Source organism: Cohnella phaseoli (assembly GCF_003386235.1).
In the GTDB taxonomy this organism is placed as follows: Bacteria; Bacillota; Bacilli; order Paenibacillales; family Paenibacillaceae; genus Cohnella; species Cohnella phaseoli.
The window spans coordinates 1-16968 of record NZ_QRDZ01000009.1 but is presented as its reverse complement, the minus strand read 5'-3'; the positions used below and the strand labels follow the sequence as shown (position 1 = coordinate 16968).

Below are 16968 nucleotides of genomic sequence, written 5' to 3'. Positions count from 1 at the left end.
CGCTTAAATATTTACGACATGAATCCGCAGGAACGAGAACCTGACGACAAGTGGCGACATATACTAGATACGAAAAATGGGTAAAAGCGGAGAAAAGGCAAACAAGGAGGCTTATCCCTTGTCCTCTAACGAAACAAAAATTAAAATGATCGGTCAAATGGCCCAGGACGCCGGACTAATAGAAGACCCCCAGTGGCTCGAACGGCTCAATGAGCCGGTGCCCCTGTGGGTCGTATTGGATATGCTATTGCGCTGGATCGACCGTACCGAGTCGAATGGTGAAGGTCCCTACGACTGAGTTTTCCCGGCTTGCGTCTGCGTCGAAAGCGGCTTGACGAACGCCTCGGCCAGCGTATCCCCGCGATCTACGGGAATCATTAGCTTGCCTTGGCCCCTTCTGTCTTCGATTGGAGAGCTCTCCGAGGAAAACTCCGATACTGCGCCGCTCGTCGTCAGGGCAAGCAGGCTAATCGCTTCCTTGACATGGAATGCGGCGACCAGCTTTGTGCCGTTCGGGCGGACTCGCTTGCCTTCCTTGAACTCGAACGTCTGAATGCCTTTGCCTCCGCGGCCTTGCTGCGGATAGTCGAGCAGCAGCGTGCGCTTCGCATAGCCATAGTCGGACAGGACAAGAACCTCTCCTTCATCCTCGGCCACGAACAGCGCGTCCGCAAGCTGATCCCCGTCTTTAAGCGCGATCCCTCTCACGCCCCCGGCTACGCGGCCCTGAACGCTGACTTCCTCGCGGCTAAAGCGAATGCTCATGCCTTGCTCGGTCACGAGCAGCAGGTCCTCCGGATTGTCCGAACGCAACACCTTCACAATCTCGTCGCCGTCTCCAACTTTGCAGGCGGCGATCGCCATGCTTCGCGTCGTCGCGTATTCGGCCAACGGCGTCCGCTTGACCTGTCCCCGCTTCGTCACGAACACGAGCATCGGGCCGTTTGCTCCCGAATCGCCGTTATCCTTCGTGTCAGAAGGCGGCGTAAGCTCCGCGCTTCTGGCATGTACGATGCCCACGATACGGTCGTCCTTGGCGAGCGGCAGCACGTTGACGATAGCCGTTCCGGTATCTTTCCACTTGAACTCGGGAATCTGGTGCACGGGCAGCAGATAATAATGACCTTTCTGCGTGAAGAGCAGCAGCGGATCGATCGTACTGACGCCCAGGCTCCATCGGATAACGTCGCCCTCTTTAACGCCGGCGCTTTCAAGCTCCCCGCCGGAACGCGTGAACGAGAGCAGGCTTGTCCGTTTAATATAACCTTCTCGGCTCAGCGTGACCAATACGTCCTCCGCCGGAACCATAACCTCAAGATTGACCTTGATCTCTTCGACTTCGCCCTGAATGACGGAGCGGCGATCGATCCCGTACTTGCCGCGAATTTCCGTCAGCTCGTCTTTAATGACGTTCATCAGCTTGCGCGGGCTTTCGAGAATCGCGCGCAGTTGAGCGATTTTCTTGAGCGTATCGGCATGCTCCTTCTCCAGCTGCGTAATCTCAAGATTCGTCAGCCGGTAGAGCTGCAACGTCAAAATAGCGTCAGCCTGCCGCTCGGTAAAGCCGAACTTGGCGATCAGGTTGTTTTGTGCGTCCTGGCGATTCTTCGAGGCTTTGATCGTCTCGATGATCTGATCGAGCAGATTCAGCGCCTTGACGAGCCCTTCCAGCACATGCGCGCGGTCTTCCGCCTTTTCCAGATCGTATTGGGTCCGGTGGGTTACGACTTCCTTCTGGTGCGCGATATAGGCTTCGAGAATCGGCTTGAGGCCAAGCTGGCGCGGCGCCTTGTTGACGATCGCGACCATGTTGAAGTTGTAGGTCGTCTGCAAATCCGTTTTCTTCAACAGAAAGGCAAGGATGCCTTCCGCATCGGCGTCCTTCTTCAGCTCGACGACGATGCGCAGACCGTTCCGTCCGCTCTCGTCGCGCACCTCGGCAATGCCTTCGACCTTCTTCTCCATACGTACGTTGTCAATGGCATTGACGAGCTTGGACTTCACGATCTGGTACGGAATTTCCGTAATGACGATTTGCTGCTTGCCGCCTCTAACTTCTTCGATGGCGGTTGTGGAGCGAACATGGATTTTGCCCTTGCCCGTCTCGTAAGCCTCGCGAATGCCGTCCGCCCCCATGATAATGCCGCCGGTCGGAAAGTCGGGGCCTTTCACGATCTCCATCAGCTCGGGCACCGTCATCTCCGGCTTGTTCATGACGGCGACGCAAGCGTCGATAATCTCGCGCAGGTTATGCGTCGGAATTTCCGTGGCGAAGCCCGCCGAGATGCCGGATACGCCGTTGACGAGCAGGTTCGGGTAACGCGACGGAAGCACGACAGGCTCCTTGGCGGTATTGTCGAAGTTATCCTTGAACAAAACCGTTCTTTTCTCGATGTCGCGCAGCAGCTCCATGGAGATCTTGGACAGACGCGCCTCCGTATACCGCATAGCGGCCGGCGGATCGTCGTCCATCGAGCCCCAGTTGCCGTGGCCGTCGACGAGCATATGCGCCATTTTCCACGGTTGGGCCATCCGCACCATGCCTTCGTAAATCGACGAATCGCCGTGCGGGTGATAATTGCCCATAACGTCGCCGACCGTCTTGGCCGACTTCCGGTACGGCTTGTCCGGCGTATTGCCCGACTCGTACATCGCGTACAAAATACGACGCTGTACCGGCTTCAGCCCGTCGCGCACGTCAGGTATCGCGCGGTCTTGGATAATGTATTTGGAATAGCGTCCGAAGCGGTCTCCTACGACCTCCTCCAGAAACGCTGGCAAAAAGTTTTCAAGTAGGCTCACAGCTTACTGCCTCCTAAGTGTTGGGGCGCATTCTTCTTCGCTAGCGGTAAAGGCCTTCCAGGCCCTTATCCCTGCGCTTGCCCCGGCTATGTACAGAATAACGCCTGACTGACAGGTCGCTATTCCGGTTGTTGCATCAAGTTTGGAGCGCGTAACGGTCTGACAGGCCGTTGCCACGTCGGTCTCGCCGACTTCGGCGCCTCTAACGGTCTCTCAGACCGTTACACCGACTTTTCCGCCGACTTCGGCACCTCTAACGGTCTCGCAGAACGTTACGCCGACTTTTCCGCCGACTTCGGCACCTCTAACGGTCTCTCAGATCGTTACACCGACACTTCCGCCGACTTCGGAGCCTCTAACGGTCTCTCAGACCGTTACGCCGACTTTTCCGTCGACTTCGGCATCTCTAACGGTCTCGCAGACCGTTACACTGACTCTTCCGCCAACTTCGGCACCCATAACGGTCCCGCAGACGGTTACGCCGACTTTTCCGCCGACTTCGGAGCCTCTAACGGTCTCTCAGATCGTTACGCCGACTTTTCCGTCGACTTCGGCGCCGGCCCCTTACTCCTCGTACTCCGTAAAATCGACGTTCTCGATAATCCAGCGTTTGCGAGGATCGACCTTGTCGCCCATTAGCGTCGACACGCGGCGCTCCGCTTTGGCGGCGTCTTCGATCTGCACCTGCAGGAACGTACGCGACTCGTAGTTCATCGTCGTCTCCCACAGCTGGTCGGGGTTCATCTCGCCCAACCCTTTATAACGCTGCAGCTCGGCGCCCTTGCCAAGCTCCTTCGTGTACAGGTTGAGCTGCTCGTCCGTCCAGGCGTAGCGAACCGTCTCCAGCTTGCCGGACTTCCGCGTAATCTTGTACAGCGGCGGCTGTGCGATAAACACCTTGCCAGCGTCGATCAGCGGCTTCATGTACCGGTAGAAGAACGTCAGCAGCAGCACTTGAATATGCGCGCCGTCCGTGTCCGCATCAGTCATAATGATGATTTTGGAGTAGTTGCACTCCTCGACGTCGAACTCCGAGCCGATGCCCGCACCGACGGCCGCGATAATCGCCTTATACTCGTCGTTCTTCAGAATGTCGACAAGCTTGGACTTCTCCGGATTCATCGGCTTGCCCTTAAGCGGCAAAATCGCCTGATACTTCGAATCCCGTCCCTGCTTGGCCGACCCGCCAGCGGAATCGCCTTCCACGATAAACAGCTCGTTACGGGAGCTGTCCTTGGACTGCGCCGGCGACAGCTTGCCGCCAAGGCTGGCGCTCTCGCTGCGCTTCTTGCCGCTGCGAATTTCCTCGCGCGCCTTGCGAGCCGCTTCCCGCGCCTTGGACGCCTGAATCGACTTGCGGATCAGCAGCTGGCCGACCTGCGGGTTCTCTTCCAGAAAAACGGCCATCTTGTCCGTGACAATCGCATCGACCGCGCCCCGAGCGGAAGCGCTCCCGAGTTGGTCCTTCGTCTGGCCGACGAATTCGACCTCGGACATTTTGATATTGATGACCGCCATCATACCTTCGCGCAAGTCGTTGCCTTCGAGATTTTTTTCCTTCTCCTTGAGTTGACCCGTCTTACGCGCGTATTCGTTCATCACCCGCGTATAAGCCGTCTTAAAGCCCGTCTCGTGCGTACCGCCGCCGCGCGTCGGAATCGCGTTAACGAACGAAGCAATCGTCTCCGTATAGCCGTCATTGTACTGCAGTGCGATCTCGACCTCGATGTCGTCCTTCTCCGCCGCAAAGTGTACGACGTCGTGGAGCACCGATTTCTCCTCATTCAGAAATTGCACGAACTGGCTTGCGCCGCCCTCGTAATGAAACGAATCCGACTTGCCGCTGCGTTCGTCCTTAATGTTGACCTTAAGCCCCGAGTTCAGGAACGCGATCTCCTGCAGCCGCTCCGACAGCGTGTCGTAGTTCATGCTGACGTTGCCGTGGAACACTTTCGGATCGGGCTTAAAGGTAACCTTCGTACCTGTGCGGTTCGTATTTCCGGTCACTTCCAGCCCGGTAACCGGCTCTCCGACATGCTCGACGCCGCGATCGTCGACCCACGTCTCGAATCTCATCTTATGTATTTTGCCGTCGCGGTAAATCTCCACTTCCAGCCACTCGGAGAGAGCGTTCGTAACGGAAGCGCCCACGCCGTGCAGCCCCCCCGACTTCTTGTAGCCGCCTCCGCCGAATTTTCCGCCCGCATGCAAAATCGTGTAGACGACCTGAGGCGTAGGGATACCGCTCTTGTGCATCCCTGTCGGAATGCCCCGCCCGTTGTCGACGACGGTAACGGAATTGTTGGCATGAACGATGACGTCGATGCGCGAGCAAAATTTAGCCAAATGCTCGTCCACGGCGTTGTCGACAATTTCCCATAATAGATGATGCAGCCCCGATGTCGTCGTGCTGCCAATGTACATGCCCGGCCTTTTGCGTACAGCGGTTAGTCCTTCTAAAATTTGAATATCATCCGCACTGTATTCACTGACCGCCGATGCGGCGGATTCGGTGAACAGATCGATTTTTTCGGTCACGAACGGACCTCCTTGCGTAATCTCTTGCGTTTATCCTCATAAACGCGCTTTGTTTATTCTAATTCAAGATGTCTTGCTTCGTAAAGACGGAGAAAGAAACGATCACCGCCGCAAGCCCCCAAATCCCCAGCACGGCAAGCGAAAATCCGAGCGACATGCCCTCCACCGGAGGCGGAGTACCCCGTAAATATGCGGATAGTTCGAGGTTGACGTTAAATAAATATTTGGCCGTTTTCCAAGAGGAGGCCATGTTGGCCAGCAACGTACCGGAAATAATCGCCGCCATCATCGTCACGAAACTCGCCGCCGTACTGCGTACGAGCACGGATATCATCAGCGCGATCAGCGCCACCACCATTGCGGCAAACCAGATTAGCCCGGCTTGCATAAGCACATATACGCCCTGTGTGACGGCATGGACATTCGTCGTATCGACCTCCGCTCCCTCGACGCGGAAGCCGACGAACACCGGCTCTCCCCAGCCTCCGTATCCGAACACGAGGCCGGATATGACATAGCAGAGCGCAATCGTGGTGACGAGAATAAGCGAGACGTATAAGGTCAGTGTCGCTAATTTTGAAAATAAAATGCGCCATCTTCGCACGGGCCTCGTCAGCAGCATCTTGATTGTGCCCGTAGAGCGCTCCGAGGAGACTAAATCCGATGCGATCGCCAGCACCATGAGCGGGATAAACAGACTGACCGCATTATCCATGAACCGCCGGGTAAACGTAACCGCGTTCGGCGATTCGGGGTTGATGTCGTGATCGAGATAATATTGCAGCTGCTGAACGATCGCCTTGCGCCACTGCTTCCATTCCTCGGGAATCCGGTCGCTGCTTAGCGCGTTCGTATTGTCGGTAATCCGGCTCTGCAGCTCGGCCCGCCAGTCCGTCCGGAACTTGTCGGCGCTATTCTGCGCGACCTTCATCTGAGCATAGACGAATACAGGGATCAGAATAAGCAAAATAAGCACGACAACCGCGAAGCGTTTTTTCTTCCACACCTTTAACGTCTCGTTCTGAATAAGCGCCAGCAGATTAGCCAATTTGCTCCCCCTCCGTCAGCTTCAGAAATAACTCCTCCAGAGACGGCGCGACGCGCTGCACCGACGCGATGCCGATGCCGGCCGCGACGAGCCGGTTGACCCAGCCTGCGACCCGGCTCTCGTCCACAACCGTGACGAGCGGGTCGTCGATCGCCGACAGCAGCGCTTCGTCGATGCGGTGCTCCGACTCCGGCACCAGCCGGATGTCCGGCTGATCCGCAAACATCCGCCTGGCTTCGTCCGGGCGATCGACCTGCCATACCGTATACGCTGCCGCCTGCGAGACGAGCTCGTCGACCTCGCCGACGGCGATCACTTCGCCATGCGCGATAATCGCCACGCGGTCGCACATCAACTGGATTTCGCTTAGCAGGTGACTGGAAATAAACAGGCTCATGCCGCTCTCCGCCAGCATGCGGATAAACTCGCGCAGCTCCTTGATTCCTTTCGGGTCAAGGCCGTTCGTCGGCTCGTCCAGAATGAGCAGCTTCGGCCTGCACAGCAGCGCCTGGGCGATGCCTAGCCGCTGTCTCATGCCGAGCGAATAGGTTTTGACCTTGTCGTGAATGCGTTGGTCGAGTCCGACGATCTCCACGACCTCGACGATGCGCTGCTCCGGAATATCCGGCTGCATGCGGGCGAAGTGGGCAAGATTTTCCCAGCCGGTCATAAACCCGTACATCTCGGGATTTTCCACGATGCAGCCGATATGCGCAAGCGCCCGCTCCGGATGCGTGCGCACGTTCTCGCCGCAGACGACGATATCGCCTTCCGTCGGCTTGATCAGGCCGACCAGCATGCGGATCGTCGTCGTTTTGCCCGAGCCGTTCGGTCCGAGAAATCCGAAAATCTCTCCCGCGTTCACATCGAAGGAAACGTTATGAATGATCGGCTTGCGTCCAATTTTTTTTCTCAGTCCGCGTACCGACAATACGGTCTTCTCCATCTGTTTTCCCATAGCCGTGCCCCCCTTCATCCGAGTTATTGCAGCGCATCAACGACTCTTCCGGCGATCCGTTCGTACCCGAGCGCGTTCGGGTGAAAGTGATCCGAAGACAAATAGTCCTTCAGATTAAACTCGAACAGATCGTACGTCGGAACGACCGTCGCGTTGCCGTCCGCCAGCGCCAGCTCGTAAGCGTAGCCGTTCCAGTCGGCGATCGTCTCGCTGGCGGCCCCCCGCATCTGCGGCACGTCATAGAAGGCGTTGTAAAGCCCAACGTAGACGATGCGAGCGACCGGATTAACGGCTCTGACTTTGTCGAACACTTCCTTCAGCCGCGGTTTCACGTCCGGCAGCCGCTCCTGCAGCGCCTCCGGCGACAAGTCGCCTCCTTGCGCCAGCGAGCCGCCGCCCTGGGCGACCTGAAACAGGTCGTTGCCCCCGATCGTCAGCAGCACAATATCCGCCCGTCCGACCGCGTTAATGAAGCCTTTGTCGTCCAGCCTGCCGGACAATTGATCGGCTCTCATCCCGTTGACGGCCATATTGTTGACCAGATAAACCGGCTTGTCCATTCTCTTGGAAAGCGAAGCGATCGTGCGCGCCACATAGCCTTCCCCCGTCGTATCGCCCGTTCCCTTCGTTAACGAATCTCCCAGAGCAGTTACGTACAGCTCGCTTTTCTCGCTCCATTTGCCTCCGACCGCCGTCTCCGGCGCCGCCGCTTCGGGAAGCGCCATTCCCTCCTTCGGAAACCAGCTGTCCTTAAGCGCCCATCCGAACCCTGTCAACAGAGTCAACAAGCAAACAAGCGACACGATGCCAAGCGTTCTCCATAGCATGGAAGACGATTTCATCCGATTCCCTCCCGATCCTCGATGATTTTAACGATAACGGTTATTGCCGCATTTTACAAATCCGTTGGCCGAAAAAAAATTGAAAAACCGGCCTGACGACGCCTCTCGGCGCCCACAGGCCGGCACATGAACTCGATTATGCGGACAAAAAACGGTACTGCGCTTCGACCAGACTGCGATAATGGCCGGGCCGCTTCATTAGCTCGTCGTGGTTGCCCATCTCCATAATTTCTCCGTGGTCCAGCACGACGATGCAGTCGGCATGACGGATCGTGGACAGACGGTGCGCGACGATAAACGAGGTGCGTCCTTGCAGCAGCGTCGACAACGCTTCCTGAATGCGCAGCTCCGTCTCCGTATCGATGCTGGCCGTCGCTTCGTCCAGCACGAGAATGCGCGGATCGGCGAGCAGCGCCCTGGCGAAGCTGAGCAGCTGCCGTTGCCCGACGGAAAGCGCGTTGCCCCGCTCCTCAACCTCGGTGTCGTAGCCGCTCGGCAGGTCGACGATAAAATCGTGCGCCCGCACAGCGCGGGCCGCCGCTTCGATCTCCGCATCCGTAGCGTCGGGACGTCCGTAACGAATGTTTTCACGGATGGTGCCCGAGAAAATAAACGTATCCTGAAGCACGATGCCGATCTGCGAGCGCAGGCTGTCGATCGTCACGTCTCGGACGTCTTGACCGTCGATCAGCACGCGGCCTTCCACCGTATCATAGAAGCGGCAGATCAGGTTGACGATCGTGCTCTTGCCCGAGCCGGTATGACCGACGAGCGCCACCGATAGCCCCGCCTCCACGTCGAGGTTAATGCCCTTAAGCGCCGGACGGTCGCTCTCGTAGCCGAACGTAACGTTTTCAAGCTTGACGCGGCCCTGCAGCTCGGAGATCGGTTTGGCGTCTTCCTTTTCCGGAACGGCCGGCCGTTCGTCCATAAACTCGAAAATGCGCTCGGCCGAGGACATCGAGATCAGCATTTGCGAATACATGTTGCCCAGACGCGTAATCGGCTCCCAGAAGCTGCCGACGTAGGTGATGAACGCGAAGAGAACGCCGACGGTCATCGCTTCGGATTGAATGAGATACGTGCCGTACAACAGCAGAATGAGCGTGCCGATCGCCGACGTCACTTCGATCAGCGGTCCGAACAGTTGGTTCAGCGCCGACGCCCGGTTCCACGAGCGAATGTTGCTGGAGTTCATCCCGTCGAAAAAGCCGATGTTCTCCTTCTCCTGAGCGAACGCCTGTGTCACGCGAATGCCCTGGATGCTCTCGTTCAGATGCGCGTTGATGCGCGACTGCTTGATGCGGACGACCTGCCAAGCCATGCGGATTTTTTTGCGCAGCGTCGTCGAGACGAAGAACATGAGCGGAACGGTTACAATGACGGCCAGCGCCAGCTTCGGCTCGATGAAGAGCAGAATAATCGTAATGCCGATCAGCTGCACGATGTCGATCGCTGTGTTAACGACCCCGTTCGTGAACATATCCTGCAGCGAATTAACGTCGTTCGTGACCCGGACGAGCACGGAGCCCGCCGGGCGCTTGTCGAAGAAGCGGAACGACAGCGATTGAATGTGCTTAAACAAAGCAGCCCGCAAGTCAAAAATAACCTTCTGCCCGATCTCGTTCGTGCGACGAATCGTATAATTTTGCGCCCACCAGCGCGTGATGTACAGCACTAGCATCGCGGCGGAAAGCGTCAACAGCAAAGTAAGATTGCCCTCGCTTCCCTTCGGGAAAATCGCCTTGTCGATCGCCAGCATTGTCAGATACGGGATCGCCAGCTTCGAGAGCATCCCGAACACGAGCATCACGATTATAACTTTGCCGACCTCGGCCTTGTAAGGCTTCACATACGTAATCAGCCGGGCCATCTGCTTCCAGTTAAACGGCTTCTCGATCAGTTCGTCGTCCTGGTATATGAATTGGCGACTCATCCCGACACCCGCCTTTCCCCCGAGTCGTCCGCATCCGCTGCGTAATCCAGCTCATCCGGGCGATCGGCATATTGAATCCGGTACGTCTCGCGATAGAGCCCCGGCTGGCGAACGAGCTTATCGTGCGTTCCCCGTTGAATCGTATGGCCGCGATCCAGCACGATAATTTCGTTGGCATGGCGTAAAGTCGAAATCCGGTGCGCGATCATAAACACGGTTCTGCCGGCCATGACTTTGCGAATCGCGGTCTGAATCTCGTGTTCCGTCTCCATGTCGAGTGCGCTTGTGGCATCGTCGAGAATTAAAACTTTCGGCTTGTTCAGCAGCGCCCGAGCGATGGCGATCCGCTGCTTCTGTCCGCCCGACAAGCCCATGCCCCGTTCGCCGACAATCGTATCGTAGCCAAGCGGAAGCTCGCGGATGAAGCCGTCGGCCTGCGCGTAGCGCGCCGCCTCCTCGATCTCCTCCATCGTTGCGTCCGGTCGCCCGTAGCTGATGTTTTCCTTGATCGTCGTCGAGAACAGGAACGATTCCTGGAACACAATGCCGATCTGCCTGCGCAAGCTGTCCAGCTCGATATGGCGAATATCTACGCCGTCCAGCGTAATCGTGCCTTCGCCCGCATCGTAAGCTCTAAGCAGCAAGCCGACGGCCGTCGATTTGCCCGACCCGGTTCCTCCAAGGAGGCCGACGACAGTTCCGGCCGGCGCGTCGAGCTCTAGCCCCAGCAGAGCGGAAGGCAGATCGTCGCGGTTCGTATAGCGGAAGCTGACGTCGTTGAAGCGGATACTTCCCTTGACCTCCGCATCGTCCAGCACAAGGCTTTGCTCGCGGTTTTTGACCGCGATCGGCTGATACAGCAGCTCGAGCAGCCGTTCGCCGGACGCTTTGGACTGCGTATAGCCGTTAATCTGGAAGCCAAGCGTCCAGAGCGGCGCCACGATGAAACCGAGCATTCCCGTAATCGCGATCAGTTCGCCCAGCGTCATCGTGCCGACGATTACGCGCCAGCCGCCTGCTAGCAGCAGCGTGACGACGCTGAGGTTGGCAATAAACTCCATCATGGGAAAATACTTCGCCCATACTTCCGCGAGCGTGAGATGATTGTCCCGATAATCTATATTTTCTTTAACGAACTTGTTAATCTCAAAGGGCTCCCGAGCAAACGATTTGACCGTTCTGACTCCGGTAATGTTTTCCTGCACCCGAGTCGTCAGACGGCCCACCGCGGACCGAATCGAACGGAACACCGGATGGATGGCCTGCTCGAAAAGAATCGCCACGAAGCCGAGCACCGGGATAAAGACGAGAATGAGCACCGTAAGCGGCCAGTCGATAAAAAACATCATGCCAAACCCGAATACGATGAGCAGCGCCGTATTGAGCAATTGCGCAAAGCCGAAGCCGATAAACATCCTCACGCCTTCGATATCGGCCGTAAGCCGCGACATCAGGTCGCCCGTTCTGGCCGTATCATAGTAGGAAAAGGATAACTGCTGCAGCTTCTCATAGCAGGCGTTGCGCAGCCGATACGCAATGCGGTTGCCGAGCCGTCCTCCGCTGAAACCGTGTACATACTGGAATGCGGCTTTGACGAAAATGATCCCTACCGCCGTCAGCGTGAGCCCAAGCACGCCTTCGAATTTACCAGGAACGATCATATCGTCGATGAGCGTCCTGAGCAGCAGGGGATAAATCAGTCCTAGCGCTGTCGCGATCGCAAGTCCGGCTATCGATCCCCACAGGAAGCCTTTGTCTTTCCAATAATAGGCCTTTAATGCGCGAAAAATATCCAAAAATGGTTCCCCTCCTCGCTGCTTTCTACGGCAGTTTAGCCGAATCCCCCACCCCCGGCAACAGCGTTATTTCGCGCTATTCGCGCTTACGAAGGAAACTGCCGCAGTCATTAACGGATAATCACCGGATATCTTCGATATGGTCGCTTTTCATACCCTACTTCCCCTTGTTGGTCCATTAAACAAAGGAAAACGCAGGCAAGCAAAGAAAAGGCCCCTTTCCATCTCCGAAAAGATGAAAAAGGGCCGATTCTACCCGTTACTGCCTGATTTTCTGCCACTGCTCCCGCAAATCCTGCAAATAACGTTCTTCGCCCGGTTGGCGAAGCGCCTCGCTCATGCTGAGCGCAAAAGCCGCAAGCTGTTCGGACCACGCCAAAGCGGCCGCGCGAACGGTTTGCTGTAGCGCCTGCTCCGTCGATTGCTCCCATTGCCGCTTCAACGCCTCAAGCACCTCGTCGATCGTCCCCAACAGTGTGCCTTCCAGGTCGCTCCGCAGCTCCGCAGCGCCTTCCTGCTCGAAGAAATGCTTCGGAGAGCGGAACGCATTCCACAGCTGTCTGACCTCGAAATTCGGGCCTGCGGCGAAAGGCTCGGGAAGCGGCAGCTCCAATGCCGGCTTGCCTGCCGGCTCCGGAGCAAAGCCTTCGCGCTCCATCTCCGCAAGTCCGGACAGCGAGCCGAGCGTCTTGTCCGCAAGCGCGCCGATCGTCCCTTCGAGCCGGAGTCCCGCCGCCCTCAGCTCCTGCAGCAGATCCTCTGTCAACGATCGCTTCAAATCTTCGCCGCACGATTGCAGCAGCTTTTTGAGATCTCGTCCGTCGTCCTGCAAAATGGACGGGTGGAACGCCGTCTGGAAATGCTCCTTGAAGCGGAATTTCAGCCGCTGACGCAAATGGTACAGCTGCTCCCCCACTTCCTGACTGAGCGGCTGCACTGCCGCCGCGGGAACGGAATCTCCGCCCTCGGCGCGCCAGCGCTCCGCCTGCGCCGTCAACCGCTTCGCCTTCGCTTCGCGGGTCGCGGCGTCGGCGTTGGCCGATTGCAGCCAGCTGTCCAGCAGCTTGTCGACGCGGTCCAGCTCCTTATTGGCCGACGCCAGCGCCAAGCCGCCTAGCTCCTCCTCGGAGAAACGGCGGAAAGCGCCCTCGAATTCGGCCAGCCCGGAAGCTTCCAGCGCCGCGCGGCTGCGCGACTGCTTCGCCTGCAATCCGTTCAGACTGGAGACGCCGAACAATCGCGGCTTGCGGATACCGTGCTTTAGCAGCTGATTTCCAACGTGCTCCTTGACGGCTTCAAGCTCCGTATCGGACGAAGCAAGGTCGGCGGCATTGATGACGAAAAACATTTTATCCAGCTCGAACACGTCCTTGACGCTGCCGAGCTGATTGAGAAATTCGCGGTCCGCCTCCGTGAAGGCGTGATTGTAATACGTCACGAACAGGACCGCGTCCGCGTTCTTGATATATTGGAAGGCAACGCCCGTATGCCGGGCGTTGATCGAATCCGCCCCCGGCGTATCGACAAGCACCGCGCCGCTGCGCGTAATCGGAGAATCGACGTACAGATCGATCGATGCGACGAAGCAGGAAGCCTGCTCGTCGGCGGCGAACCTCCGGTACTCCTCTCCGCCTGCCGTCAGCTTCTGTCCGAGCAGCGAACCGAACTCGCCCCATCCCTTGGCCGCAGCCGTCAGGAACGCCAAATGCGGACGTCCGCGAGGATGCAGATCCGCCGCAGCGACAGGGTCCTTCAACGCCAGCAGCTTCGCCACATCCGCACCCGCCGCCTCCAGCTTCTCCTTGGCGATGCCGATCCGCCCCAGCGAATGACGGATATCTTCGGCGAACTCCTCCGGCGTCTTCATCGTGACGAGCGCCGTGCCGTCCGGATGCTCCTCTGTCGGAGCGACAATCCGGTTGATCGTCGCCGTCGTCGGATTCGGCGAGACCGGCAAAGCCGGCTTGCCGACGAGCGCGTTGGCGAACGACGATTTGCCCGCGCTGAACGCGCCGAACAGCGCGATCGTAAAGCTCTTGTCGCGGAATCGAGCCGCCTTGGCGTACAGACCGTCCGCCACGCCTCGCAGCGCGGCGATGTTGCCCAACAGCGCGGCAGAGCGCTCCAGCATCTCCGCAGCTCCCTGCGGCGCGCCCAGACGGGTCGGCTGAGCGTCGGCGACCTCCGGCTGCTCCTCAAAAGGCAAGTCGTCGGAGGCTTCTGCGCTTCCGTCCGGATCTCCTGCCGTATTCAGCCCTGCCGCCGCTTCGCTCGCCAATTCCTCCAGTCGGTCGCTTGAAATGCCCACCGGAGCAGGAAGTCTCAGCCCGCTGTTGCTCCCATCCTCCGGCAGCATAGCCAATAGCTGTCGCTCCTCTTCGCGTTCCTCGCGCTCCAACTCGTCGATCCTTCCCGCAATGCGATCCGCCTCCGCAAGCTTAGACAGCTTGGCGCCGACTTCCTTTGTCTGCTCCTCCAATGCGGGACGCTCTCTCTCCTGCAGCTCGTCGATCCATTGGAACGCCGCCTTGCGATACAGCGACTTCAGCTCGGTGCTGATCTCCGCCGAATAGTGCAGCGTCGCCTGACCTTCCGAGCCTGCGCCCGGCTTCACGAGCGAGCGAAGCCATTCCGGCTGTACGGGGCGGAAGATGTCGTCCAGCGATCGCTCCAGTTCCTCTCCGGCCAATCCGCTCTGCTCCGCTTCCCGACGCAGCAGCTCCTTCAGGTGCCCGGTAACGTTCGCCGACACCTGTCGGTTGAAATCGTCTGTCAGCCTGCCTAGTCTCGCGTTTCTCTCCGCCTCGGTTTTCGCCGCACCGGCCAGCCAGCCGGCCTTAAATCCCGGCTGCATCGCCGCAAGCACCGCCTGCGCTTTCTCGCGCGTCTCGGCGGGCGTCAGATTGGCGTTGCCCAGCAACCGGTCCATTTCGACCCGCACGCGTTCTTTGCGCAGATCGCCTGCCGACCTTAATTGAGCCAGTTCCGCCTCCCATTCGGCGCGGAGCGCCGCTCTCCGCTCCGTCTCGCCGTCTTCGCCCAATTGCTCCTGGAGCTGCTGTCTTTTCTCCTGGTTGCGCTCATGCAGCGTCTCGCGGTATTGCTCCGCCAAGTAGACGGCCGAACGGGTTACGCTTCTCAGAATAAGCGGATCGGCAAGCGGCTGAAGCTGTTCCATGAGTTCCAGCAGTTGACTCCATTGCGACAGCGGGTGATCGGGCTCGCGCAGCGACAGGAATAGCGTAGCCGCCGGCTCGATATCCCAGTTGGCCAACGCCTCTCTTAAGCTATCCCGGAACTCCGCGAACGAAAGCTGCTCCTCCCTGTGCTTGTCGATCTGGTTCACGATCAGATACGTCGGCTTGCCCCAGCGGGCCAAACTGCGCAGAAACCGGAAGTTCACCTCGGACTGCACATGGTTATAATCGGTCACGAAAAAAACGACGTCCGCCATATGAAGAGCGGACTCGGTCGCCGCGCGGTGCGCGCCGTCCGTCGAATCGACGCCTGGAGTGTCTACGATCGCCATGCGATCGCCCAGCAGCGGAATCGGGTAGGATACGCGAATCGAGGTGACGCCTTCCCCGTCCACCGCAAAGCCGTGCAGTTGCTCGACCGCAATCGTGCGAGCAGGGTGAATATTGCCTTTCGAATCGCGGAATTCCGTTTCCGCGAACGGCTCGCCGTTAACGACCGTCACGACGTTGGCGCTTGTCGGAATCGGCGAGGCGGGCAGCAGCGTCGCCCCGCACAGCGTATTGACGAGCGTGGACTTCCCGGCGGAGAAATGTCCGCAGAAGGCGACGGTCAGCCGCCCGCCTTCCAGCTTGCCGGCCAGCTCCTGCAGCTTGGCCGCCTGCACTTCGTCTCCGTTGGCGGCCGATCTGACGGACATCTGCCGCAGCGCCTCCTGGAATTGAATAAGTTCTGCTGATAACGGCGCGCCGGACGGCGGCGCGTCGAGGTCGATAGCCTTCACTTCGATACGCTCCTCTTCTTCAAGGAGGCTTTCATTCGTGCCTTGCCTTCCTTGCAATGTTCCAACACCGGACAAACCTCGCATTTCGGATTTTGCGCCTTGCAGTGATAGCGGCCGAAGAATATCAGCCGGTGATGCGTAATCGTCCATTCCTCTCTCGGCACTCTGCGCATCAGCTTCTTCTCGACCTCAAGCACCGAGTCGTCGGGCTTGGCGACGCCAAGACGCTTGGATACGCGCTCTACGTGGGTATCCACGGCGATTGCCGGAACATCGAAAGCGTTGGACATGACGACGTTAGCCGTCTTGCGGCCGACTCCGGGCAGCGCCGTCAGCTCCTCGTGCGTGCGCGGCACATCCCCGCCATGCAGGTCGATAACCATGCGGCACAGCTTCTGGATATTGGCCGCCTTATTGCGAAACAGCCCGATTCTGCGAATATCGTTCTCCAATTCTTCCAGGGGAACGGATAAGTAATCGTGCGGGGATCGGTACTTCTCGAACAGCGTAGCCGTCACTTTGTTGACCGTTTCGTCCGTACACTGCGCAGACAGCAGCACCGCGATCGTCAGTTCGAACGGATTGCGGTGATTCAGCTCGCAGCGCGCATCCGGAAACATCTCGGCTATCGTATTCAGCACTTGCCTTAACGTTGCGGCGTTCATAAGCGCTCCTCATTTTCAGAAAGTCTCTAACATATTAGTCTACCTGAAGTTCGCTCGTGCAGCAATGCCAATGAACGAGAATGTCGTCAAATCCTAAGGTAGGGCGGGCTGAGGATTTCAAGCGAAGTCGCGGACAAAAATGCCGAAACGGGCAAAAGCGAATGCCGCGCAATAAGCCGTTCTTCTCGTTACTACTTACGTAGCCCTAAACCGAAACTGACCGCGAAGAACGGAAACGAGGGATTCGTGCAAAGGGAGGGATTGTTTCAGCAGTGTAGAAATAAACTCGCGAATGCGGGCAAATTGCTCTCCGCCAATCGCTGTCCGAAAGCAACCTGAAATCTTTTGTTTCACCTTGGACATACGAATGTCTCTTTCGGCCAAATTGTTATCAAATGGTATTC

At 58.1% G+C, this 16968-nt stretch carries 11 protein-coding genes; 1 reads left to right on the top strand and 10 read right to left on the bottom strand.

Annotated elements, in window-relative coordinates; all coding sequences use genetic code 11:
- Positions 1-118 precede the first annotated feature (118 nt).
- Positions 119-298 carry a hypothetical protein gene (locus DFP98_RS12945; protein ID WP_116061023.1) on the top strand — a complete coding sequence of 60 codons (180 nt, stop codon included), beginning with the start codon at positions 119-121 and terminating at the stop codon, positions 296-298.
- Here DFP98_RS12945 and gyrA read toward each other — a convergent pair.
- From gyrA to DFP98_RS12895, 10 genes are all read right to left on the bottom strand, one after another.
- Complete coding sequence (gyrA, locus tag DFP98_RS12940; protein WP_116061022.1) at positions 289-2802, bottom strand: DNA gyrase subunit A; 2514 nt, start codon at positions 2800-2802, stop codon at positions 289-291. The two genes, DFP98_RS12945 and gyrA, sit on opposite strands and share 10 nt — an antisense overlap.
- Positions 2803-3366: 564 nt before the next feature.
- Positions 3367-5340 (bottom strand): DNA topoisomerase IV subunit B, encoded by a 1974-nt coding sequence (parE, locus tag DFP98_RS12935; RefSeq protein WP_116061021.1) that lies wholly within the window; start codon positions 5338-5340, stop codon positions 3367-3369.
- Between the two features lie 58 nt (positions 5341-5398).
- On the bottom strand, positions 5399-6388 hold the full coding sequence (locus DFP98_RS12930; protein WP_116061020.1) for an ABC transporter permease: 990 nt from the start codon (positions 6386-6388) through the stop codon (positions 5399-5401).
- The gene (locus DFP98_RS12925) at positions 6381-7346 is read right to left on the bottom strand and encodes an ABC transporter ATP-binding protein (RefSeq protein WP_116061019.1); all 966 of its coding nucleotides are present in this window, start codon (positions 7344-7346) and stop codon (positions 6381-6383) included. The genes DFP98_RS12930 and DFP98_RS12925 overlap by 8 nt, the downstream gene beginning before the upstream one ends.
- A gap of 23 nt (positions 7347-7369) precedes the next feature.
- Positions 7370-8188 carry a GDSL-type esterase/lipase family protein gene (locus DFP98_RS12920; protein WP_116061018.1) on the bottom strand — a complete coding sequence of 273 codons (819 nt, stop codon included), beginning with the start codon at positions 8186-8188 and terminating at the stop codon, positions 7370-7372.
- A gap of 136 nt (positions 8189-8324) precedes the next feature.
- Positions 8325-10124, bottom strand: coding sequence for an ABC transporter ATP-binding protein (locus DFP98_RS12915; protein WP_116061017.1), 1800 nt, complete (start codon positions 10122-10124; stop codon positions 8325-8327).
- A complete protein-coding gene (locus DFP98_RS12910) occupies positions 10121-11920 on the bottom strand; it encodes an ABC transporter ATP-binding protein (RefSeq protein ID WP_116061016.1) in 1800 nt (599 codons plus the stop codon). The genes DFP98_RS12915 and DFP98_RS12910 overlap by 4 nt, the downstream gene beginning before the upstream one ends.
- A gap of 259 nt (positions 11921-12179) precedes the next feature.
- Positions 12180-15899 (bottom strand): dynamin family protein, encoded by a 3720-nt coding sequence (locus DFP98_RS12905; protein WP_181917658.1) that lies wholly within the window; start codon positions 15897-15899, stop codon positions 12180-12182.
- Positions 15896-16564 (bottom strand): endonuclease III, encoded by a 669-nt coding sequence (gene nth / locus DFP98_RS12900; RefSeq protein ID WP_116061014.1) that lies wholly within the window; start codon positions 16562-16564, stop codon positions 15896-15898. The genes DFP98_RS12905 and nth overlap by 4 nt, the downstream gene beginning before the upstream one ends.
- 195 nt (positions 16565-16759) lie before the next feature.
- A partial coding sequence (locus DFP98_RS12895; RefSeq protein ID WP_147310180.1) for an IS66 family transposase occupies positions 16760-16968 on the bottom strand: 209 nt, incomplete at its 5' end.